Genomic DNA, 22,934 nt, shown 5'->3' with positions numbered 1-22,934 from the left:
TCAGGTCCGGTTTTGCGCAGTGAGGTGGCGGGCACGGTAGGCCGCGTAGTCCTGCTTCAACTGATGTTCGCTGAGGCCGAACTGCTCCAGGTTGTAAGCATGTGCGGCGCGCTTTTCCCGGCCGTTCCGTGCCAGCCAATCGCTCATCGCGATGCGCACTTCATTGCTCAATGGCAGACCTGCGAAGGCGTAGATCCTTTCGATCACCCCGAGCGGGTCGGCCAGGGTGTCCTCGAACTGCACGTCGAGGAAGCGTTCGGTCGGCTGTCGTTCGCGCACCGCCATGCTATGGCCGATAGCGCGAGCCATGCGCTCGTTCCACTGAGCGCCGACCTGGCGCGGGTCCGGCGCCTCGCTGTACATCTGCCACAGGGTATGGACGAAGCTGGCAATTGACGGGATGGTCTTGCCGGGCTCGCGGTGGGTGAGGATGACCTGTGCACGCGGGAAGGTCTTGAACAGCAGTTCCAGAGTGTGCAGGTGCTGCGGGCTTTTGAGCAGCCAGCGCCGTCCGCTCGGCAGCCCGCGCCGTTGCTGTTGCCACTGAAGGAACTGGAGCATTTTCTTCAGGTAGGCGTACACCTCGCTCTGATCCTGGCGGTCCAGCCAGGCGGTGTAGGAGGGCACATTGGCGTAGGAATCCATGGCGCACATGAAGGAGTGCTCCATGAGCATGAACTCTTCGTCGGCCGGCATCGCATCGAGCGGGTGAATGGACAGGATCTGCGGCATGTACTCCAGCATCGCCGCGACTTCGGCGTAGGCCCGGGCGGTGCGCTGGCTTGGCTGCTCGACCGACTCGCCCGGCAGCGGCGCGGGGTAGCGGGTTTCCCACCAGGTGGCCGAGTGGAACTGTGGGTCCACGGCGAGGGTGCGTTGCATCAGGGTGGTGCCGGTGCGGGGCAGGCCGACGATGACCAGAGGATCGTCGAGTGCTTGCTGTTCGATCTCCGGGTAGCGACGACAGTAGTCTTCGATCACCAGGCGATTGACCAACTGGCCGACCAGCTTTTCACGCATCAGCGCCAGGCCCTGCTCGGACAAGTCGGCTTCGGCGTGCAGCGCGTCGATCATCACCTGCAACGCCTCGCGGTAGTTGCCGGGGCCAAAATCGCTCAAGCCTGCGGCACGGGCGCTGGCTTCGGCCAGCAGGTTGTCCAGGTTCAAGAGGGTCATTGGAAGTCCTTGAGGCTGTCAGTTTTGACGATGCGCGTGGTGGGGTGAACGTGTTCAATGGCGCCAACCCAGCGCAGGCACAGGGTGCCCTGGCGCTGGCCGGCGGTTTCCAGCCAGCTCGGCAGGCCCGGGTCACGGGCGCTGAGGATCAGGCGCACGCCGCCCTGGTCGTTGTATTGAGCCGAGTGCTTGTTCAGGCAAATCCGGTGGTAGCGGTAGTCCAGCGACTCCATCCAGTAGTTGTTGATCTGCAGGTTCCAGAAGTCGCAGTCAGGCACCGTTTCAACCTCGATCAGCAGCGCTTCGTCGTCTTCCAGGGCCCAGTGCGAGTGGTAATAGAAAATGTTCGGGTCGCCACCCACCGACTGGCACAAGGCCTGGTTAGCCGGCGGCAGCTGGTTGCTGTGGGCTTGATAACCCTGGGCCCAGTCGGCGAACAGGCGGGCGGTGTTTTCCACGAAACTCGCGGCCCGTTGCAGGCCCTGGTGCAACTGGTGCGGGTCGAGCGGGCCGGGCTTGTCGCCACTGCCGATGCGCTCGATACGCAGTTGCGCGGGCTTCTCGGTTTTCCGATCGAGGAAGGTCTGGCGCACGATCAGTGCATTGCTTTCGGGCTCCAGGCGCAGCCAGTTGCCGCCAGTGGGTTGCTGGCTGAGGATAATCTCGAAGCTGCCGTCGGCATTCACTTCCAGGTGATCGGCGTCGATGGCACCGGTCGGGGTCATGGTGCCGTCGGTTTCGTAGCCGCCTTTCTGGGTGCCGAAACTCAGGTAGGCAACGCTGCCGCGCTGGCCGCTGACACGGTAGCTGTTGTGGCCGTTGAGGCGGGCGTACTGGTAGAGGTTGTCGGGGTTGTCTGCGCCGATCTTGGCGGTTTCATGGGAGGGCGAAAAGAACCCGGGGAAGTCCGGGTCGGCGAACTCCACGTGCATTTCCAGGGCAATGCGCATCAACCGACTCAGGTAGCGGAAGCCTTCGGCACGGGTGTGCGCGTCGGCGGGGGCCTCGGCGCGCAAGATCTGGTCGCCGCTGCGCTTGAGTACGTCGCAGAAGGCGTGCCAGGTCTGGCCGCTGAGCAGTTGCTCGTCGATGGGGTGTGTTGTCATGTTGAATCTCCAGTCGCCTCGGGCGGTGCCGGTGCACGGCCTTCTGGTGTCCACCCTATAAATGCGGGGGGGCGGGATTCTTCGTCTGAGTGGACTAGGGGGGAATTTGGGATGGGTTACTGTGTTGTTGGTAATACTGTATAAAAACCACCTGACAGTTTTGATAGTAGCGGTCCTGTTGTTTTGATGGATACAATGTTTTTAACGAGTGCCGTACTTTGGATATTGTTTGGTGCAGTTGATCTAGATGAGAGGTAGTCCCCATAAGAACAGACTGGGAAAGGGGTGGATTTATTTCTCCAAGCAAAATAGCAGCAAAAATAAATCTGTCCTACTTTGCTTTTTTCTGATTTATGTTTGGCGATGCATCGAGCTATTTTCTAACTGTTCAGGGCTGATGAATACACATTCGTGCTGATGAAATGAGTGCGATCTCGGCTGTGTGTTTGAAAAATACAAGTCGATAATGCAGTCAGCTCACTGTAATGATGACGGAGACGCTGAAATGAATAGTAGAGCTAACAGTGGTTTGCACGTGGACGCTAGGACAGGGGAGTTCTCTGCATATTTGGCAGTTACCACCATCGTAGGTAATGCGGGTGCAGGGCCGACGGTCGATGTCGGGTTCAGGTATTCTAGCCGGTCAGATACTTGGCGGCAAAGCTTAAGTTATGCGACGGAAAGAGTCGGTTCAAAAAAAATTCAATTGCATTTAAGTGATGGGCGATTAGTAGAGTTGGAGGAAGGTCTCAATGTGCAGCTTCCTGACTTGAGAGTGGTGAATGGTGGCGGTGAAATTAGAATTTACCACAAAGAAGGCGTAACTGAATTGTTGCGGGCAAGGGGGGAATCGAACCGCCGTGAAAGGGTACGTTGCTATTTGGTTGATAAGATAATGCTGGCTACTGGTGAGAGTATTTATTTTGAGTGGAAAGGGTTTACTGGATTGTGTTCTATAGATTTGTTTATAGATATGGCTGAGTTATTTGGAGGGGAAGTTGATGATAACTATTTCTATCTATATAGAATAGAAGACAGTAGTGGGGTGTTATTTGAGCAGCAATATGAAGTGTTGGACGAATTCCCCAGTGGTGTTTTTGCTTTTGGGGAGTTAAATGCGAAGAATGAAATTGGTTTTTATTTAAGGGGTTTTGATGTTAGGCCTGCATTTCTTCAGGGGCGGAGCAGTTTTCTTGGGCAGTTTTATATGCGTATTCAACGGGAAGGTCTTCCAGAGAAAAATACCGATGGGCAGATAACGTTTAAGATGTCTGGACGGCTGGAATCTATATCGCTTGACGCAGAGATGAGAGTTGTCAGTCATGAAGTATCTTTCGTTGATGACCTTCCAAAGCAACTAACCTGCTATGCCTATCAACCCGCCGAAGACGGCAGCAGCATCACAACGACGACAACGACACAAGGCAGCGCTGTCACCACCAGCATCAAGCACTTCGACAAACGGGGGCAGCTCTACAAGGAACTGCTGTCTGAGGATGGAGTTACCGTTGAAATTCTCCAGGGCGCCTATTTTGTTAAGCCGTGGAACGCCTGTATCGGATATACCAAAAAAGCGCCGGTTGGAGCGGAGGCGAATGAGCAGAGTGTATCGTTTTGGGTGTTGGACCTAGACGGTAATTTAATCTGCCTCTTCCAGAATGGCATATTTACCCAACGAACCTATTACAAGACGTATACGATGTCGGTTGATGCCAAAAATGCAGTGATCGTCGTCGATGAGTCGCTGTTTGCCTGGTTTACCGCAATCATCGGCTTGAATCGGGGTACATCGTACGGTATTCGCTATGATACCGAAGGGATGAAGTTGCCCGCTGCACCGCCTTCGGCCACTAAGCGCTTCAATTTGCCACCGATCAAAGAGATTGGGTGCCCGGCAAACCCCAATTTTTTCAATACATACCTAGAGTCTGAGCGTGTCTACAAGTGGTCGGGCGGTAAACTGGTGGACCTGAGCCTCACGTTCTACGGCTATACAAGACTTGCAATCAAGGGCGACAGCCCTAACTTGGTGAAGGAGATGGACGCGGTCTTGCCTTCGGTGAAACTTACGATACTCGCTGCTGAGTGTGAGGATCAGGCGGTCTTTAGAAAAGAAGCACAGACATTCAATCAGGGTGAGATCAAAGCCCTCTATGGTGATTGGGTGGATAACGGTGTTAACAAATTTACCACTGCGCAAGCGATCAAAGGCTTAAGTCAATCGGTGTCATCAACCACGATGACAGGTTTTGTCGCGGCCATCGTCGAGCCTTTGGAAATCAAGCTCAAAGCATGGAAAGATTGTTCCATGACCTTGGAAACAACGGAATACTACAATGATGTAAAAGATCAAAGCCACGGTCGAGTTAAGCAAACCACATTTTGCATCCTGGATAAAGCCGGTAAGGAAGTGCCTGACTCCAAACAAGTAACTGATTTTGCCTACCACATGGAACAGAACAAACTGACCAAAACCATTACATTCAATGACCATGACAGCAGCACCCGGGCGCAGAGCCAGGAGATCACCTCCATCAATACCGGGCTGGTATTGGGCACCATCGGCTCGCTGAAAGAACAAACCGAATTTGCCTACGATGAACAGTCTCGTCTGATCAAGGAAACCAAGACATTTCCGGGCACTACTGCAGCCGAAAACGTCACGCTGGAAACCCACTACGCCTACCTAGAACTCGATAACAAAGGGATAGCGGTTGATTGCACCTTGCCCTCTGGCGAGCGCCAATCGTCAGCGTATGATGCATTCGGCCGCCCGACCGCCTCATACCTCTACTCCGAGGCCAAGCAAAGCTGGTTGCCGTTGGTAACGATCGACTATGGCCCAGACGGGCTGACCCAAACCAATATCGAGTATGACTACGATGCACAGGATAATGAGCTGTGTCGTATCGAGAGTATTAGAAAAATCGAAAGGACCCAAGAATGGGATCAGCAATCGTTGGTGCTCGGCAACATCGTCCGCTATGAGCGCTACCTGCATGACACGCGGCAATTGCGGGTATGGCAAACACTCGACGATCAGCAAACTGACGCGACGCTAACTACATACAACACCGATGGCTCGATCGCTCGCGTGCAGACGTTGGCCGCGGATGAAAGCGTCTTGCTGGAAACCCACTTCGAATACGACCTTCGTGGTTGTCTCAGCAAGCGGACGAGTACTGGCCAACCCGACATGATGTACGAGTATGACGGTTTCAGTCGTATTACCCGTATCACCTGTGACGGTATAACGACGGTCAATGAGTACCCGGCCAATCTATTGGCAGAAACAGCAGTCAAGGCCAAGGTTCAGGCCCAGGGATCGGACACTTCTTATGAGTTGGGGGGGCTGACCCTTGACCGGCTAGGGCGTGTGAAAAAAAGCACGATTGGCGGCCGCAGCCTCGATTATAGCTATAGCGGAAGTAGCCGCTGGGGCTTGCATCTGTTGCCAGCACCGAATGTCAAGGCACCCTGGGTCATCGAAGCAGGGCAAACACTTTCAATGACGATGATTTCTCATCATCCCTATCGAGTGAAGGGCGACTTCTGAGTATCACCGAGGTGGGTATTCCAATTTAGAGGAGTTTACGGCTATGGCACACACGGCGCTTGACCTGAATGTGGGACAGGACGGTAAATATGAAATTTTCACCAACGGCAAATTCAACGGCGAATATATCGGGCCGAGCATAGCTACTACAGCTATAGATGGTGATTTTGAAATTAGAAAAAAATATAGCCGTGACGGAGAGCAAATTCCGATAACAATCAAAAACTGCAATGCGTACAAAGTTTCTATCACTCAGCTTGAAGTGCCTGTTCTCCAATCTCTCGAACACACTCAAGAGAAGGGTAAAAGCACAACTACTCAGAAGAACGCTTCGGAGGGTTGGGCGTCCACTACTACTCTTTCGTTGCGTGGTCGTTTGCTTAATGCTACCGATTGCCTGGGTAACGAGACCCACTATAGTTATGACGATTATGTGCGCTGCACACTGGCGGATAGCCCTGCCGCGAGTAACAGTTTTATCTATTCCGGCGACAAGCTTACACAGGAAGTAATCGAAGATAAAAGCACAAGCACGCGATTGACCGTGGATTATGAGTATGATAAGCGCGATCGAGAAGTTCGGCGTTCGTTCAGTTGCGACGGGTTCCCCACAATCGTCCTGTCGCGTGATTACGATGTGCTCGGTCGGGTTGTTCAAAGTGAATTGATCAAGGATGGGCTGCCACTACGCAAGGAAACATTCAACTACAACGCCAGAGGGCAATTGATTGGTTATGGCTGCGAGGGTGAAGCGCGGCCAGTTACCCCTTGGGGCAAGGTACTGACCGAGCAATACTTTGCTTACGATGAATTGGGCAACATGGTGACGTGCGCAACCGTCACCGATGAAGGCACTTATACGACCGCCTATCGCTATGGAACTATCGACCGCACCCAGCTCGAGAGTCAGACCAGCGAAGGCGATAGTTCACCCCCCGCGGTCAGCTACACTTATGATAAACAGGGGCGCCTGATCAAGACGCTGGAGGGGGATCAGCAATCCATCTACGCCTATAACCGCATTGGCAAGCTGGCCAAGTGCAGTCGCCAGGTGCTTGCTGATGGCAGTGTTAGCGACCGTGATGATTTCGCCTATGTGTATGCTCGCAGTGGTGAGTTGATTGCACAGACGGGCGATGGCTCTACCGACTACATTTTCTGTGGACAGCGCAGGGTGGGGCGTCGTAGTAGCAACAGCCATATGCTGTTGTTGAACAATAGCCCGTCAGCTTTGCTGCAACGCCATGCCCGAGGTAACGCCGAGCCGCACCACAGTTTTGAACTCTGCGACGCTCAAGGCAGCCTGGTTGCATCCTTCGATTTGTCAAGCAAAGAATTGAACACCTTCGCCTACACACCATTTGGCTATCGCCCGACGGATGCCAACGACACTCACTGGCTGGGTTTTAATGGCGAAGCGCTGGACACCTACAACAAGGGTATCTACCACTTGGGTGAGGGTTATCGCATGTATGACCCGCGTCACCAGCGCTTTATGGCTCCTGACAGCGAGAGCCCATTCGGCATGGGCGGCTCGAATGCTTATGCGTATTGCCTGAACGATCCGGTCAACTTCAGTGACCCCACCGGGCACGTTCCGATTACTTACCAGTCCAGTAAATACCTCTTTTTGCCGTCTACCTTACATCCCATTTACAGGGCCGTAGTGTTTGGGAGTATCGGCATCGCCCTTGCGCCTTTTACAGGCGGTGCCTCGCTAGGTTGGACAGCGGCGGTTGTGGGGCTGGCTATCGCTTCTGCGGCGTTTGACATTGCTGCAGCGGCGACGGAGAAGAGTAATCCGGAATTGTCGGCGTGGTTGAGGGGGCGGGGATAGTGACAGGGATTGCCAGTGGGGGCAGCCATATTTGGGGTGAAGTTGGCTGCCAGAATTTTGCCCAGGTTAGCGATGGCGCGAGGTGCTCTGGCTACCGGTTCCGAGGCGCGAGCAGTCGATTTGGGGAACCTGCATAAAAGCGTTCTAGCGACAAAAGTGCCCGATCCTAAAAAGTACATGCGATGGTATCAAGAGACAAAAACCGGGGGGCGACAAGGTGATAGGCATTTTTGGGGTGTTAATACAAAAATTAATGGAGATGATTTAGACGTTCCTATCACTCAAATTAAGCGTCGCAACTCAGCAAGCGATGTGCATTTTTACACAGGCGGTCACGGAGAGGGCAGTGGGCATGGAAATAATTGGCTGGATGCTGCAGGAGGGGGCGTGACCAGAAATCCGCAGCTGGATCAATCAGCTTTCTTTCGGCAAGATATGGTCAGACTAGCTTCTAAAGGTAATCCATTTCCGAATAAAAGGGCTATATATGTGCATGAGCTTGACAGCACTACGCCAATCCCCATGCTTGAGTCGTGGGAGAACCAATCGGGGCATCATATTATGGCCTATTGCTTTTCACGGAATGATGAGCGTTTTTTAAGTGTCTATAACAAGCTGCCTGTCAGAAGTTATATTGACTAGTAATAAAATTTAATCAGTTGCCGATGGTTGTGCATGAGGGTAACGCTACAAAGTGTTCGTCTCTATTCGAGCGGTAGTTATGTAGGCAGCTGTTTGGACTCTCTACAGCGGACCAGCCAACAGCTGTCGGTGGTCCGCTAGGTGTTTGGTCCCGCCATGCGGAACACGAAGACAGACTCCATGGCATGCCACTGAGCATCAGCCGGTCGTTTTTTTCGGGGATGCCCAGTGCGGTGATCTACGGAACCGAGTCTGGTCAGATCGAGGTCCTAGGACATATCCTACGCATTCTGTCGCTATCTGAAACTTGCCCGGGGAAGGCCAACACACTAGTCTCGCTCGGTCACTGAATGTTCGGTGATCGGGTTTGGCGACCCGGCAAAAAGATACTGACAGAACGCTTCCGTTTTTTATGGCAGCTACGTGCGGGAGGGTTTCGGCCCTGCCGGGTTTCTCCAGTGTCGTCCCGGTTCGCCAACCCGCACATGGCTGCCACCCATTCGTTTGGCGACGGTGCAGTGGTAGCTCCTCTGACGACCTGGAGTTCACCATGAAAAAGCACGTCCCCGATCCCCCCAGCCTGCACCTCGTCGAAACCGCCGAGACCCCCATCAACAGCTGCTCTGAGCATCCCCCTTTGTTCAACGTCCGCGCCGGTGTCAGCGTCGAAGACGCCCTGGTGCACGCATCGCTCTACCTCAAATGCGCCAGCGTCACCATTCCTCAGGCAGTTCAATACACCCGCGAGCCCGGCTGCGGTTTTGCCTGGTCGACCCAGCATTCGGTGGAGATGGCCAAAGCACTGATCGATGCGGTGCTCGATGGCATCGAGCAGCGGCACGTGCGCAACTGACAACCTCACACGGCCCAATTTAGTCCAGCTAGACGAGGAACCCACTGCCCGCCACTGGGCAAGATGGGGAGCGGGCCGCCCCGGCCCGCCTTGTTATCTCAGCGCGGTGACCATACCGCGCACAGGAGCCCCAATGCCCCAGAACACCCTCGTAACGTCAGTAACCGTGGATATCGCCGCACCGGCAGCGCTGGTGTGGGAAGTGCTGATCGACCTCGAACGCTATCCGCAATGGAACCCGTTCACCGTCAAGGTCGAGTCGAGCCTGCGCCTGGGCGAGGCGGTGAATCTGTTTTTGCCAGACCCGACCCGCCCGGGCGAGTTGGTGCATGTGGTTGAGCAATTGGTCGCGTTCGACCGGCCTTCACGGCTGGCCTGGGAGATGTACGCCACGGCCGACAACCCGGATGCAGCGCGCCGCGACCAGTACATCGAAGCGACCGGCGAAGCAAGTTGCCGCTACCACACCACCGACCTGTTCCTGGGCCCGACCGCGCAAACGGTGATGGAAAACCACGGCCCGTGGGTCAAGCAGGGCTTCGATGCCATCGCCCACAGCCTCAAGGCCAGGGCCGAGGCGTTGTATCGGGAAAGCCTGTAATCCGCATCGCGCGGTTCTTAGTCTAGGTAGACGAAGAACCGCGAACCCCGCTTTCAATACTGTGATCTCCAGCAGGGCCCGGCACCTTTGAGGAGATCGGAGATGTTGACTCATTTGCAATGGCTGGAGGCGCAGAGCATCCACATCATGCGCGAGGTGGTGGCCGAGTGCGAAAACCCGGTGATGCTGTACTCGGTCGGCAAGGACAGTGCGGTCATGCTGCACCTGGCGATGAAGGCGTTCTACCCGGCCAAGCCACCCTTTACCCTGCTGCACGTGGACACCACCTGGAAGTTTCGCGAGATGATCAGCTTCTGCGATCAGACCGTCGAACGCCTGGGCCTGGACCTGAAGGTGCACATCAACCCCGAGGGGCTGGAACGCAATATCAACCCCTTCACCCACGGCTCGGCGGTGCACACCGATATCTGGAAGACCCAGGGCCTCAAGCAGGCGCTGGACCTGTACGGCTTCGACGCGGCCTTTGGCGGCGCACGCCGTGACGAGGAAAAATCCCGGACCAAGGAGCGGATTTTCTCGATCCGCTCCGAACAGCACCGCTGGGACCCGAAGATGCAGCGCCCGGAACTGTGGCGGCTGTACAACACGCGCAAGCGCAAGGGCGAGAGCCTGCGGGTGTTCCCGATCTCGAACTGGACCGAGCTGGATATCTGGGAATACATCCACCAGAACGACATCCCCATCGTGCCGTTGTACCTCGCCAAGGAGCGCCCAGTGGTGGAGAGTGATGGCACCCTGATCATGGTCGATGACGAGCGCATGCAACTGCGCCCGGGAGAAGTGCCGCAAATGCGCCAGGTGCGTTTTCGCACGCTCGGCTGCTACCCGCTCACCGGCGCCATCGAGAGCTCGGCCTGCAATTTGCCGCAGATCATCGAAGAAATGCAGCTGAGCAAGACCTCGGAACGGCAAGGGCGGCTGATCGACAGCGATTCGACCGGTTCCATGGAAAAGAAAAAGCAAGAGGGGTACTTCTGATGAACCAGGTTATTGAGCCGATGCCACAGACCAAGGGGCTGCTGCGTTTCATCACCTGCGGCAGCGTCGACGACGGCAAGAGCACGCTGATCGGCCGGCTGTTGTACGAATCGAAAATGCTCTTCGACGATCAACTCGGCCAGCTTGAAATCGACTCGAAAAAGATAGGCACCCAGGGTGGCGAGCTCGATTTTGCCTTGCTGGTCGATGGCCTGGCCGCCGAGCGTGAGCAGGGCATTACCATCGACGTGGCGTACCGCTTCTTCGCCACCGACAAGCGCAAGTTCATCGTTGCCGATACACCGGGGCACGAGCAGTACACCCGCAACATGGTCACGGGCGCGTCTACCGCTGATGTGGCGGTGCTGTTGATCGATGCCCGCAAGGGCCTGCTGACCCAGACCCGCCGGCACGGCTACCTGGTGAAGCTGATCGGCATTCGTCAGGTGGTGGTGGCGGTGAACAAGCTGGACATGGTCGGCTATTCCGGGAAGTGTTCGAGCAGATCGAAGCCAATTACCGCGCGTTCGCGGCACAGCTCGGCCTGCAGAATATCGTCTGTATTCCGATGTCGGCGTTGGCCGGTGACAATGTCATCGAGCCCAGTGCCAACACGCCCTGGTACCAGGGCCCGACGCTGATGCAGTACCTGGAGCACGTCGAGCTCGAAGGCGATGCGCTGCAGCAGGCGCCGTTTCGCATGCCGGTGCAATGGGTCAACCGGCCCAACCTGGACTTCCGTGGCTACGCCGGCAGTGTGGTCGCTGGCTCCATTCGTTGTGGTGAGCGCATTCGCGTGTTGCCGTCGGGCAAGGAAAGCCGCATCGCCAGCAGCATCACACCGGCGGGCGAGCAGCCCCAGGCGATCTGCGGCCAGGCGATTACCCTGACCCTGGAAGATGAAATCGACATCAGCCGTGGCGACATCATCGCCCCGGTCGCGGCGCCCCTCGAAGTATCAGCGATGCATGCACCAGCGCATCTTCAGCCGGAACGCCTGCGCATACGGCAAACAGCGGAGCGTGGCCGATGCATACGGGGCAACTGGAAGGCATCAACAACCGGATCAAGGTGATCAAGCGCATGGCCTACGGCTACCGGGACAGCGAATTCTTCTTCATGAAGATCAAGAATGACTTTCCCGGCAATCCGTGAAGAACCTTTTTTTAGCTGCCAGCAGACTTACATGTTCGGGTAAGTCGGGCCGCCGGCGCCTTCCGGGGTAACCCAGGTGATGTTCTGCGAAGGGTCCTTGATGTCACAGGTCTTGCAGTGCACGCAGTTCTGGGCGTTGATCTGGAAGCGCTTGCTGCCGTCTTCCTGAGTCACTACTTCATACACGCCGGCCGGGCAGTAACGCTGGGCTGGCTCGTCGTACAGCGGCAGGTTGGTGCCGATCGGGATGCTCGCATCGGCAAGCTTTAGGTGGCACGGCTGCTCTTCTTCATGGTTGGTGCTGGAGAGGAACACCGAGCTCAGCTTGTCGAAGCTCAGCTTGCCATCGGGTTTTGGATAGTCGATTTTTTTCGAGTCGGCAGCCAGCTTCAGGCAGGCGTAGTCAGGCTTGGTGTCGTGCAGGGTGAACGGCAGCTTGCCGCCGAACCAGTTCTGATCGACGTAGTTGAACGCCGCACCGAAGATCGGGCCGAACTTGTGCATGGCCGGGCCAAAGTTGCGGCTGGCGAACAGCTCTTCATGCAGCCAGCTGGCCTTGAACGCTTCGACGTAGCTGTTGAGCTGGTCGCCGCCTTCGCTGCCGGCCAGCAGGGCATCGGCCACCGCTTCGGCGGCGAGCATGCCAGACTTCATCGCGGTGTGGCTGCCCTTGATCTTGGCGAAGTTCAGGGTGCCCAGGTCGCAACCGATCAGCGCGCCGCCGTTGAAGACCATTTTCGGCAGCGAGTTCAGGCCGCCCTTGGAGATGGCGCGGGCGCCGTAGCTGATGCGTTTGCCGCCTTCGAGGTACTTGCTGATTACCGGGTGATGCTTGAGGCGCTGAAATTCGTCGAATGGCGACAGGTAGGCGTTGCTGTAGGACAGGTCGACGATCAGGCCGACCACCACCTGGTTGTTCTCCAGGTGGTAGAGGAACGAGCCACCGGTATTCTCGGTGCTCACCACATCCAGCGGCCAGCCGGCGGTGTGCACCACCAGGCCTTGCTCGTGCTTGGACGGATCGATTTCCCAGATTTCTTTCAGGCCGATGCCGTAGTGCTGGACGTCGGACTCGCTGTCGAGGTTGAAACGCTTGATCAGTTGCTTGCCGATATGGCCTCGGCAGCCTTCGGCGAACAGGGTGTACTTGCCGCGCAGTTCCATGCCCGGGGTGTACAGGCCTTCTTTGGGGTTGCCTTCACGGTCGACACCCAGGTCGCCGGTGATGATCCCGCGGACTACGCCATTTTCGTCGAACAGCGCTTCCTGGGCGGCGAAGCCCGGGTAGATCTCGACGCCCAGGTTCTCGGCCTGCTGGGCCAGCCAGCGGCACAGGTTGCCCAGGGAGATGATGTAGTTGCCCTGGTTGTGCATGGTCTTGGGCACGAACAGGTCGGGGACCTTGATCGAGCTGCCAGCATCCTTGAGCACATAGATGTCGTCGCGTTTGACTTCGGTGTTGAGTGGCGCGCCGAGCTCTTTCCAGTCCGGGAACAGTTCGTTCAGGGCGCGCGGTTCGAATACCGCACCGGAGAGGATGTGGGCGCCGACTTCCGAGCCTTTCTCGACCACGCAGACGCTGATTTCGTTACCGGCTTCGGCGGCCTTCTGCTTCAGTCGGCAGGCGGCGGACAGGCCAGCCGGGCCAGCGCCGACAATGACCACGTCGAATTCCATGTATTCGCGTTCCACAGGTTCTCTCCTACTCAAGGCTCATCGGTTTTTCTTTGTTGGCGGGTGTCAGGCGGTCATTTTTCAGACGCTCGGGCTGTAGCTCGAGCGATGACGGACTACACCGCTTTCTCTTGGCCGCGCATTATATCTACACCACTCGCGGGGTCCAATACAAACGTTTGTTTGAATTTGCCGCAGGCCAGTAAAATCAAAGAAGCGCGGCTTGAAGCTGACCGGTTTGCCGTATTGACCGGATTGGGCGTTACGGTCAAGATACGAGCGGTTTTGCGCTCGCCGTAGGCTGACCGTCGGATGCAGGAGCACCCCTAAAAACCAGGCGAAAAGCAGGGCAGTTACGCCATAACCCGCTTTGTAGTGGAGTTTACACGCCACGACAAATAATGACCCACGGGTTTTGCAACTGACAGGCCGAATCGAGACTGCTGGGTCAGGGTTAAATTCGTCCACCTGTGATCGTTTTTAGAGGTGCCCTTGTACCCACGCGCAATCGCCGGGTTTGCCCCAGGCGACATTCTTTTCACCGGAGAGTAACGAGGAATCCATGAAGGTTCTTGTAGCTGTCAAACGAGTGGTCGACTATAACGTCAAGGTTCGCGTCAAGGCGGACAACTCCGGCGTCGACCTTGCTAACGTCAAGATGTCCATGAACCCCTTCTGCGAAATCGCCGTAGAAGAAGCCGTACGCCTGAAAGAGAAGGGCGTTGCGAGCGAGATCGTCGTCGTTACCGTCGGCCCGGCCACTGCCCAGGAGCAACTGCGTACTGCCCTGGCACTGGGTGCCGACCGCGCCATTCTGGTCGAATCGGCTGAAGAGCTGACTTCGCTGGCCGTGGCCAAGCTGCTCAAGGCAGTGGTCGACAAAGAGCAACCGCAGCTGGTGATCCTTGGCAAGCAAGCCATCGACAGCGACAACAACCAGACCGGCCAGATGCTGGCTGCGCTGAGCGGTTACGCCCAGGGCACCTTCGCCTCCAAGGTTGAAGTTGCTGGCGACAAGGTCAACGTCACCCGTGAAATCGACGGCGGCCTGCAGACCGTTGCGCTGAACCTGCCAGCCATCGTCACCACCGACCTGCGCCTGAACGAGCCACGCTACGCGTCGCTGCCGAACATCATGAAGGCCAAGAAGAAGCCGCTGGAGACCGTTACTCCAGATGCGCTGGGCGTTTCCACCGCCTCCACCAACAAGACCCTGAAAGTCGAAGCGCCGGCTGCCCGCAGCGCCGGTATCAAGGTCAAGTCGGTTGCTGAACTGGTCGAGAAACTGAAGAACGAGGCGAAGGTAATCTAAATGACTATCCTGGTTATCGCTGAACACGAAAACGGTGCCGTTGCCCCGGCCACCCTGAACACTGTTGCTGCTGCCGCCAAGATCGGTGGTGACATCCACGTGCTGGTCGCAGGTCAGAACGTCGGTGGCGTCGCTGAAGCTGCTGCCAAGATCGCCGGCGTTGCCAAGGTTCTGGTTGCCGACAACGCAGCTTACGCTCACCAGCTGCCAGAAAATGTCGCGCCGCTGGTTGCCGAGCTGGGCAAGGGCTACAGCCACGTGCTGGCACCTGCCACCTCCAACGGCAAGAACATCCTGCCGCGCGTTGCCGCGCTGCTGGACGTCGACCAGATCTCCGAGATCATCTCGGTTGAATCGGCTGACACCTTCAAGCGTCCAATCTACGCCGGTAACGCCATTGCCACCGTGCAATCGAACGCTGCCGTCAAGGTCATCACCGTACGTGCCACAGGCTTTGACGCCGTTGCCGCCGAAGGTGGTTCGGCTGCTGTTGAAGCCGTCGCTGCTGCACACGACGCCGGCAAGTCGGCCTTCGTTGGCGAAGAGCTGGCCAAGTCCGACCGCCCTGAGCTGACCGCTGCCAAAATCGTCGTTTCCGGCGGTCGCGGCATGCAGAACGGTGACAACTTCAAGCACCTGTACGCCCTGGCCGACAAGCTCGGCGCAGCCGTTGGTGCTTCGCGCGCTGCGGTCGACGCAGGTTTCGTACCGAACGACATGCAGGTCGGTCAGACCGGCAAGATCGTTGCACCACAGCTGTACATCGCCGTCGGTATCTCCGGCGCGATCCAGCACCTGGCCGGCATGAAAGACTCCAAAGTGATCGTTGCGATCAACAAGGACGAAGAAGCGCCGATCTTCCAGGTGGCCGATTACGGCCTGGTGGCTGACCTGTTCGAAGCCATCCCTGAGCTGGAGAAGCTGGTTTAATCCAGCTGCTTCACTTATAAAAGAGCCCGGTCCGTCCGGGCTGTGCAGGCCAGCCTTGCACAGCCCGGCGGATCGGGCTTTTTCATTCAGGGTAAGAAAGTTGAGGAGTCGTTGCATGGGATGGCGTGGCCGGATAAACACGGCGCTGGTGTTCGCTGCGGTACTGATGCCGTTGCAAACCTGGGCGGCAGGGAAGTGTGAGCGGCTGGTAGCCACCGGCAGTCCGGATGCCCCGCCTTACTCCTGGCGCGACCCGCAAGATCCCAAGCACCTGATGGGGGCCAACGTCGACCTGTTCAAGCAGGTTGCCAGCGAGCTGGGCCTGAAGGTTGAAATCCTCGACAGCGGCAGCCGCAGCCAGGCCCTGGAGGAGGTGCGCAGCGGTCGCGTCGACCTGCTGATCGATTCGCCCTTTGCGGTGGCCGAGCTGACCACGGTCGACTTTGTCCACCCCTCGTTGCTGAGCAACGAATACGTGGTCTGGACCCGTCACGATTCGCCGTTGGTCTATAACACCCTGGCCGATTTGCATGAACATCGAGGCAGCGTCTCGGAAAAGGCGCGCCTGACCCCCGAATTTACCGCCTACGCCAAGAGTCAGCTGCAGCTGGCGCGGTCACAGAACCTGACCCAGGCCTTCCAGAAGTTGCTGCTCGGCCAGGTCGACTATGTGCTGGCCGGGCGCTACGCCGGGATGGCCATGGCTCAGGCTCTGGGCATGAGCAACGAGCTGATTGCCCGTGGCTTGCCCCTGGACCGTCCGGGCCTGTACCTGGCGCTGTCGCATAATTCGGCATGCAATGACGCCTGGTTGCGCGGACAACTGGCAAAAAAGCTGACAGAATTGCCGGCCTCCGGCGTGTCCCAGGCGGTACTGCAACATAATGTCGAACGCTGGAAAGCGCAGATGCAGGCGCCGCTGGATGCCCCTAAACAGTAGGAAGATTGCGTGAGAACTCATTCACTATTCGCCGTTCTGGCGCTGCTGGCCCTGGCCGGATGTGCCAATGACCCGGCCCCCAATGAACAGCTGCGCCTGTCCGAGCAGGCACTGGAGCAGGCCAAGGCGGTGGGTGCCACCGACGAAGTGGCAGAGCTGAAGCTGGCTGAAGACAAACTGGCCCGGGCCCGTGCCAACATGACCAGCGAGTCCTACCGTGACGCGCGCATGCGCGCGGAGCAGGCCGAGCTGGACGCGCGCCTGGCCGAGGCACGGGTGCTCACGGTCAAGAGCAAGGAGCAGCTGGACTTGCTGCAGTCGCGGGTCAATCGCCTGCGTAAACAGTTGGGAGAGCAGCGGTGAGTTCGATCAAACCTTTGGCGGCACTGTTGTTGCTCGGCGTGGTTGGCCTGCAGGGCTGCGCCAGCCAGCGTAGCGAGACGGCGCTGGATGAAGCCACGGCCAAGTTCCAGACGGTCAAGGACGACTCCGACGTCTTGCGCAGCGCACCGCGTGACGTGATTCGTGCCGGTGAGTCCCTGGCCCGCGCCGAGCGTCTGTCCAGTTACTTCGGTACCGGCGCCGATGTGCGCCATTACGCCTACCTGAGCCAGCGCTACAGCGACATTGCCCGCGAGCACAGCAACCTGCTGCTCAATCAGGAGCGCCTGGCCAAACTCGAGCTCGAGCGTCAGCGCCTGCAACTGGCCCTGCGCGAAGCCAAGCTCGCCAGTGTGCAGCAGCAGGGCAAGTGGCTTGAGGCGCAGATTGTCAGCCTGGCCACCGAGCAAAGCGACCGCGGCCTGGTCATGACCCTGGGCGACGTGCTGTTCGATACCGGGCATGCGGAGCTGAAGAACTCGGCCAGCCGCACCGTGCTCAAGCTGGTGCAGTTCCTGCAACTTAACCCTAAGCGCGTCGTGCGTATCGAGGGTTATACCGACAGCACCGGTGCGCCTGAAGACAACCTCAAGCTGTCCCGCGATCGGGCTCAGGCGGTGGCGGACATGTTGATCGATCTGGGTGTCGATGAAAAACGCATCCAGGTCGAAGGGTACGGCGACCAGTATCCGGTCGAGGCTAACGCCTCGGAGCGGGGCAGGGCGCAGAACCGTCGGGTCGAGATCGTCTTCTCCGACGAGAAGGGCAAGCTTGGCGCGGCGCGCTGAGTAATAGATGAAGAAACCCGGTGAGTGTCCCTCACCGGGTTTTTTATGGCTCTTCAGGGGCTTGGGTTGGGTTTTTGAAGCTGCGGGCTTATCCATTCGGTGTGGTGCCGCTGCCGGCCCCTTCCGCCTTTACGGCGGCCTACTTTTGCCAAGAACAAAAGGGACCCGCCGTAAGGGCGGAAGAGGCCAGCAGCGGCGCCACACCGAATGGATAAGCTCGCAGCCTCAGCATCCCCACCCTGGTTGTGACAAATGGCACACCCCCGCCTCTGTCACACAACTGTATTGTCGACTATTCTGCAATCTGTCCCAGTACACTTCGCAACTGTTCCGGTATTCTTGGCCGAAACAGCCGTACAAAAACAACTACATTGCCTGCGTGTCGAGAACTGATCATGACCAACCTGTTGCTCTACCAGCGCATCGCCCAGCAACTGGCCGAAGATATTCGCCGCGGTGTGTATCAGCCAGGTGAGCGTGTGCCGTCGGTGCGCAAGATGAGCTCGCAGCTCAATGTCAGTCATGCCACCGTGCTGCAGGCCTATGCCAACCTCGAAGACCAGGGCCTGATCCGCGCGCGGCCGCAGTCCGGCTACTATGTGCACCAGACGCCAGCACTGACTGCGCAGACCCCGGACATCGCCCGGGTCGAGCGCCCCGGCCTGGTCACGCGCAGCAGTATCATCCAGCAGGTACTGACCGAAGCCCGGCGCGACGGGGTGTTCCCCTTTGGCGCGGCGGTGCCCCATGTCGATTATTTGCCGGTGCGCGCGCTCCACCAGCAGTTGGCCAAGGTCACCCGTTTTCATAGCCCGCGGGCCTTCAGCTACATGTTCAGCCCGGGTTTCGAGCCATTGCGCCGGCAGATCGCCATTCGCATGCGCGATGCCGGCGTGGTGGTCGACCCCAGTGAAGTGGTGGTGACCCATGGCTGTGTCGATGCCCTGCAGATGTCGCTGCGGGTGCTGACCCGGCCGGGCGACCTGATCGCCGCCGAGTCGCCGACCTACTACGGCTTGCTGCAACTGGCCGACCTGCTCGGGCTGAAAGTGATCGAAATCCCCAGTGATCCGTCCACCGGCATCAGCCTCGAAGCGCTGCAACTGGCGGCCAACCAGTGGTCGATCAAGGCGCTGGTACTGACTGCGCGCCTGAGCAATCCGCTGGGCGGCACTATTCCCGAGGACCGCCAGAAGCAGCTGTTGCGCCTGGCCTCGGACTTTGACATCCAGATCATCGAAGACGATATCTATGGCGAGCTGATGTTCGAGCAGGGCAAGACCAAGGCGCTCAAGGCCTTTGATCGGCTGGGGCGGGTGATTTATTGCTCGAGCTTTTCCAAGACCCTGTCGCCTGGTGTGCGCATCGGCTGGATGGTCGCTGGCAAATACCAGGCTGAAATCCAGCGCCTGCAAACGTTCACCACCCATTCGGCCTGCAGCGTCACGCAGATGGGGGTGGCGTCCTACCTGGAGAACGGCGGTTACGACCGGCATCTGCGCTACATCCGTCAGGAATACCGGAAAAACCTCAGCGCCTACCAGCTGGCCGTGCAGCAGCACTTCCCGGACGGTACGCAGATGACCCGGCCCACCGGCGGTTTCATCCTCTGGGTCAGCCTGCCGGGGCGGGTCAATACCCAGGAGTTGCATGTGCGCGCCTTGCAGCAGGGCATCAGTATTGCCCCTGGGCTGATCTTCAGTAATACCGAGCAGTTCAACCACTGCATTCGCCTGAACTGCGGCATCCCGTGGAACCGTGAGGCGGAGCGGGCAGTGATGACCCTGGGTATGCTGGCCAGCCAGTTGTGCCAGGAGTCGGCCTCGGGCGCGTTTTTCTAGACTTGCCAGTCGTGTCAGGAACGGGGAGCATAAGCATTTTTAGGGATAATCGTCGGTGCCTATGAAAGCGTTGCGTTGTATCGGGTTGTCCCTGTGTTTGCTCGGTGGCTTGGCCTGCGCCTCGGCAGCAGTGGCCGAAACGGCGCCGGCCGGCAAAACCCCTGCAACAAAAAGCGCCAAGCCTGCAGCCAAGCCAAAGCAGGCAAAAACGCCGCCAGTGCGCAAGAAGGCAGCCACCAAGGCCAACCAGCGCAGCGCGCGCAAAAACGCCAAAGCGGCGCCAAAGCCATTGCCCAAGACCAAGCTCGACCTGAGCCTGCCCTCCGGTCTGGTCAAGGAGATGAAGCCCGACACCCAGGCGCAGGCGCCGCTGCCCAAGCCTTTGTTGCCGTATCTGTTTGGCGAAAAGCCACCGTCCGACAGCCCGTTCCAGCTCAATGGCCGGCTGATCAGCAACGAAATGCAGCTGCAACTGCGTAATGACAGCCGCAATAAAGATGTCGAAGGCGCGGCCATTGAGTTCGAGTTCAAGCAGTAGGGCAAAACTGACTGTTCGGTCATCACTTTCAGGCTGATATTTCATCCTGTCGGCAATTTCAAGCACCTGTTTAAGCGGTTACTATCCGGGTTCATTCATCATTTGTTACTCCGAGGATTCTGTTGTCATGAACTGCCGTGAAGGTTGTGGCGCCTGTTGCATTGCGCCCTCCATCAGCTCGCCGATACCGGGGATGCCCAAGGGCAAGCCAGCCGGTGAGCGCTGCCTGCACCTGTCGCTTGCCAATCTCTGTGGCTTGTTCGGCAAGCCCGAGCGTCCGGCGGTGTGCGGTGGTTTCAGGGCGGAGGCTGATATCTGCGGCAACGACCGCGATGAGGCGATCAGGATTCTGGGGTGGCTGGAGCAAATGACGGCAGCTTGAAACGCGGATCTTCGACAATAAGGAACAAGAGAATGGGATCGTTTAAGCAAGTGGCACTGGTGTTGGGTCTGGGTGCGGTGCTGATGCCGCTGGCTCACGCCGAAGACTGGAAGCAAGCCAAGAACGAAGACGGGATCAAGGTCGAGCTCAGTGAGGTTGCCGGTTCCGATTACAAGGCCTATCGCGGCGTAACCTTTATCAAGGCGCCGCTGGCGAAGGTCAGGGCCCTGCAGGAGGACGTTGCCGGCGCCTGTGCCTGGATTCACGAGTGCAAGTCGCAAAGGCTGCTGAAAGCCGAAGGCGACCAGAGCTGGACCTACACCCAGTTCAACACCCCGTGGCCGGTTACCGCGCGCGATTCGGTCCTGCATGTCACCACCACCGAGGCCGCCGATGGCAGCCTGACCCGCAAGCTTGAAGGTGTGCCGAAGTACCTGCCAGACGAGAAGGGCTTTGTCCGTGTGGCCAAGGTCGACGGTTTCTGGAAGTTGCAACCAAAAGACGGCGGCACCGAGGTGACGTACCAGGTGCACACCGAGCCGGGCGGCAGCGTGCCGTCGATGGTGGCGAACAAGTTTGTGGTGGATGCGCCGTTCAATACCTTGAAGGCGTTGAAGGCGAAGGCCGAGAAGCCGTAAGTACAGTTGGTGTAATTGGCGGGCTTGGGTTAACTGTTGGGCAATCGCGGGTCAAGCCCGCTCCCACAGGGGTGTGAACCGCGATGAGAGCGCAATAAAAAGGCTGCCCGAAGGCAGCCTTTTTTCGTGTTCGGCCCAAAGGCTTACTTGCGGTCTTCCAGCTTGACGATGTCGCGCGACTCGTAGCCGGTGTACAGCTGGCGAGGGCGGCCAATCTTGTACGGGCTGGAGAGCATTTCTTTCCAGTGCGAAATCCAGCCAACGGTCCGCGCCAGGGCGAAGATCACGGTGAACATGCTGGTTGGAATGCCGATCGCCTTGAGGATGATCCCCGAGTAGAAGTCGACGTTCGGGTACAGCGAGCGCTCGATGAAGTAAGGATCGGTCAGGGCGATCTCTTCCAGGCGCATGGCCAGTTCCAGCTGCGGGTCGTTCTTGATGCCCAGCTCGCGCAGGACTTCGTCGCAGGTCTGTTTCATCACGGTGGCGCGCGGGTCGCGGTTTTTGTAAACGCGGTGACCGAAGCCCATCAGCTTGAACGGATCGTTCTTGTCCTTGGCCTTGGCGATGAATTTGTCGATGTTCGAGACATCGCCGATTTCATCGAGCATGGTCAGTACCGCTTCGTTGGCACCGCCGTGGGCAGGGCCCCACAGTGCAGCGATACCGGCGGCGATACAGGCGAACGGGTTGGCACCTGAAGAGCCGGCCAGACGGACGGTCGAGGTCGATGCGTTCTGCTCGTGGTCGGCGTGGAGGATGAAGATCCGGTCCATTGCCTTGGCCAGTACCGGGCTGATCGGTTTGATCTCGCACGGGGTGTTGAACATCATGTGCAGGAAGTTTTCCGCGTACGACAGGTCGTTGCGCGGGTACATCATGGGCTGGCCCATGGAGTACTTGTACACCATCGCCGCCAGGGTCGGCATCTTGGCGACCAGGCGGACCGCAGAGATTTCGCGGTGCTGCGGGTTATTGATGTCCAGCGAGTCGTGATAGAACGCCGACAGGGCGCCAACCACGCCACACATGACGGCCATCGGGTGGGCGTCGCGGCGGAAGCCGTTGAAGAAGGACTTCAACTGCTCGTGCACCATGGTGTGGTTCTTTACGGTGCTGACGAACTGGGCCTTCTGCTCGGCATTCGGCAGTTCGCCGTTGAGCAGCAGGTAGCAGGTCTCTAGGTAGTCGGATTTTTCGGCCAGTTGCTCGATCGGGTAGCCGCGGTGCAGCAGGATACCCTTGTCGCCGTCGATATAAGTGATCTTCGACTCGCAGGATGCGGTCGCCATGAAACCAGGGTCGAAAGTGAAGTGACCCGTGGCCCCCAACCCTCTAACGTCGATAACATCGGGACCAACGGTGCCGGTTAAAATGGGCAGCTCGACGGGGGCTGCGCCCTCGATGACCAACTGCGCTTTTTTGTCAGCCATGTGGCCTCCTATTAATGCTTGAAATCATCAGACAGACCCCCCACGCAGGGCCCGCACCACTATAGTGAGATAAATTCGAATGTCAATTTGCCTAAAGCACGGTTGTAAAGGGCTTTGGGCGCTGTTTTTCCTCGAAATTACCGCCCGTTTAC

At 58.0% G+C, this 22,934-nt stretch carries 19 protein-coding genes and 2 pseudogenes; 17 read left to right on the top strand and 4 right to left on the bottom strand.

The features are described from left to right. Both F8N82_RS16310 and F8N82_RS16305 read right to left on the bottom strand, forming a co-directional pair. A complete protein-coding gene (locus F8N82_RS16310; protein ID WP_038996237.1) occupies positions 1 to 1,176 on the bottom strand; it encodes a sulfotransferase family protein in 1,176 nt (391 codons plus the stop codon). Then, entirely contained in the window at positions 1,173 to 2,282 is a 1,110-nt protein-coding gene (locus F8N82_RS16305; RefSeq protein WP_038996236.1) for a DUF1214 domain-containing protein, read from the bottom strand. The genes F8N82_RS16310 and F8N82_RS16305 overlap by 4 nt, the downstream gene beginning before the upstream one ends. Positions 2,283 to 2,787: 505 nt before the next feature. On the opposite strand from F8N82_RS16305, the gene F8N82_RS16300 reads away from it, so the two are divergent. From F8N82_RS16300 to F8N82_RS16265, 8 genes and pseudogenes are all read left to right on the top strand, one after another. Continuing rightward, on the top strand, positions 2,788 to 5,838 hold the full coding sequence (locus tag F8N82_RS16300) for a hypothetical protein (RefSeq protein WP_338918780.1): 3,051 nt from the start codon (positions 2,788 to 2,790) through the stop codon (positions 5,836 to 5,838). 43 nt (positions 5,839 to 5,881) lie between these two features. Continuing rightward, positions 5,882 to 7,675, top strand: a complete 1,794-nt coding sequence (locus F8N82_RS16295; protein ID WP_338918779.1) for an RHS repeat-associated core domain-containing protein — start codon at positions 5,882 to 5,884, stop codon at positions 7,673 to 7,675. Between the two features lie 156 nt (positions 7,676 to 7,831). Then, positions 7,832 to 8,317 carry a hypothetical protein gene (locus tag F8N82_RS16290; RefSeq protein WP_338918777.1) on the top strand — a complete coding sequence of 162 codons (486 nt, stop codon included), beginning with the start codon at positions 7,832 to 7,834 and terminating at the stop codon, positions 8,315 to 8,317. Between the two features lie 550 nt (positions 8,318 to 8,867). Then, positions 8,868 to 9,170, top strand: a complete 303-nt coding sequence (locus F8N82_RS16285; RefSeq protein WP_038996233.1) for a DUF3077 domain-containing protein — start codon at positions 8,868 to 8,870, stop codon at positions 9,168 to 9,170. 133 nt (positions 9,171 to 9,303) lie between these two features. Continuing rightward, entirely contained in the window at positions 9,304 to 9,771 is a 468-nt protein-coding gene (locus tag F8N82_RS16280; protein ID WP_038996232.1) for an SRPBCC domain-containing protein, read from the top strand. Positions 9,772 to 9,858: 87 nt separating this feature from the next. Further along, positions 9,859 to 10,770 (top strand): sulfate adenylyltransferase subunit CysD, encoded by a 912-nt coding sequence (gene cysD, locus F8N82_RS16275; protein WP_224793727.1) that lies wholly within the window; start codon positions 9,859 to 9,861, stop codon positions 10,768 to 10,770. Further along, positions 10,770 to 11,731: pseudogene (locus F8N82_RS16270) on the top strand (sulfate adenylyltransferase subunit 1); the annotation flags it as partial. The gene cysD and the pseudogene F8N82_RS16270, both read left to right, overlap by 1 nt. Before the next feature lie 80 nt (positions 11,732 to 11,811). After that, positions 11,812 to 11,925: pseudogene (locus tag F8N82_RS16265) on the top strand (transposase); the annotation flags it as partial. Between the two features lie 27 nt (positions 11,926 to 11,952). Here F8N82_RS16265 and F8N82_RS16260 read toward each other — a convergent pair. Next, positions 11,953 to 13,617 carry an electron transfer flavoprotein-ubiquinone oxidoreductase gene (locus F8N82_RS16260; RefSeq protein WP_038996229.1) on the bottom strand — a complete coding sequence of 555 codons (1,665 nt, stop codon included), beginning with the start codon at positions 13,615 to 13,617 and terminating at the stop codon, positions 11,953 to 11,955. A 544-nt stretch (positions 13,618 to 14,161) separates the two neighbouring features. Between F8N82_RS16260 and F8N82_RS16255 the strand changes: the two genes are divergently transcribed. The 9 genes from F8N82_RS16255 (at position 14,162) to F8N82_RS16215 (ending at position 21,349) form a co-directional block, all read left to right on the top strand. Further along, complete coding sequence (locus F8N82_RS16255) at positions 14,162 to 14,911, top strand: electron transfer flavoprotein subunit beta/FixA family protein (RefSeq protein WP_010224703.1); 750 nt, start codon at positions 14,162 to 14,164, stop codon at positions 14,909 to 14,911. Continuing rightward, the gene (locus F8N82_RS16250; RefSeq protein ID WP_045200521.1) at positions 14,912 to 15,841 is read left to right on the top strand and encodes an electron transfer flavoprotein subunit alpha/FixB family protein; all 930 of its coding nucleotides are present in this window, start codon (positions 14,912 to 14,914) and stop codon (positions 15,839 to 15,841) included. It abuts the gene before it with no gap. Positions 15,842 to 16,007: 166 nt separating this feature from the next. Beyond that, a complete protein-coding gene (locus tag F8N82_RS16245; protein ID WP_224793732.1) occupies positions 16,008 to 16,781 on the top strand; it encodes a substrate-binding periplasmic protein in 774 nt (257 codons plus the stop codon). Between the two features lie 9 nt (positions 16,782 to 16,790). Further along, positions 16,791 to 17,144: a DUF4398 domain-containing protein gene (locus F8N82_RS16240; protein ID WP_038996224.1), complete on the top strand. Its 354-nt coding sequence runs from the start codon at positions 16,791 to 16,793 to the stop codon at positions 17,142 to 17,144. Then, a complete protein-coding gene (locus F8N82_RS16235; protein WP_038996223.1) occupies positions 17,141 to 17,950 on the top strand; it encodes an OmpA family protein in 810 nt (269 codons plus the stop codon). The genes F8N82_RS16240 and F8N82_RS16235 overlap by 4 nt, the downstream gene beginning before the upstream one ends. A gap of 395 nt (positions 17,951 to 18,345) precedes the next feature. Then, on the top strand, positions 18,346 to 19,791 hold the full coding sequence (locus F8N82_RS16230) for a PLP-dependent aminotransferase family protein (RefSeq protein WP_038996222.1): 1,446 nt from the start codon (positions 18,346 to 18,348) through the stop codon (positions 19,789 to 19,791). Between the two features lie 61 nt (positions 19,792 to 19,852). After that, the gene (locus tag F8N82_RS16225) at positions 19,853 to 20,329 is read left to right on the top strand and encodes a hypothetical protein (RefSeq protein ID WP_052251548.1); all 477 of its coding nucleotides are present in this window, start codon (positions 19,853 to 19,855) and stop codon (positions 20,327 to 20,329) included. Positions 20,330 to 20,456: 127 nt separating this feature from the next. Next, entirely contained in the window at positions 20,457 to 20,711 is a 255-nt protein-coding gene (locus F8N82_RS16220; RefSeq protein ID WP_038996221.1) for a YkgJ family cysteine cluster protein, read from the top strand. Positions 20,712 to 20,743: 32 nt separating this feature from the next. Continuing rightward, on the top strand, positions 20,744 to 21,349 hold the full coding sequence (locus F8N82_RS16215; protein WP_038996220.1) for an START domain-containing protein: 606 nt from the start codon (positions 20,744 to 20,746) through the stop codon (positions 21,347 to 21,349). 143 nt (positions 21,350 to 21,492) lie between these two features. Here the strand turns inward: F8N82_RS16215 and gltA are convergent, their stop codons facing one another. After that, entirely contained in the window at positions 21,493 to 22,782 is a 1,290-nt protein-coding gene (gene gltA, locus F8N82_RS16210; RefSeq protein ID WP_010224685.1) for a citrate synthase, read from the bottom strand. Between the last annotated feature and the right edge of the window lie 152 nt (positions 22,783 to 22,934).

The sequence above is a fragment of the Pseudomonas fluorescens genome (genome assembly GCF_902497775.2).
GTDB lineage: Bacteria > Pseudomonadota > Gammaproteobacteria > Pseudomonadales > Pseudomonadaceae > Aquipseudomonas > Aquipseudomonas putida_F.
This window is presented reverse-complemented; position numbering and strand designations above follow the sequence as displayed.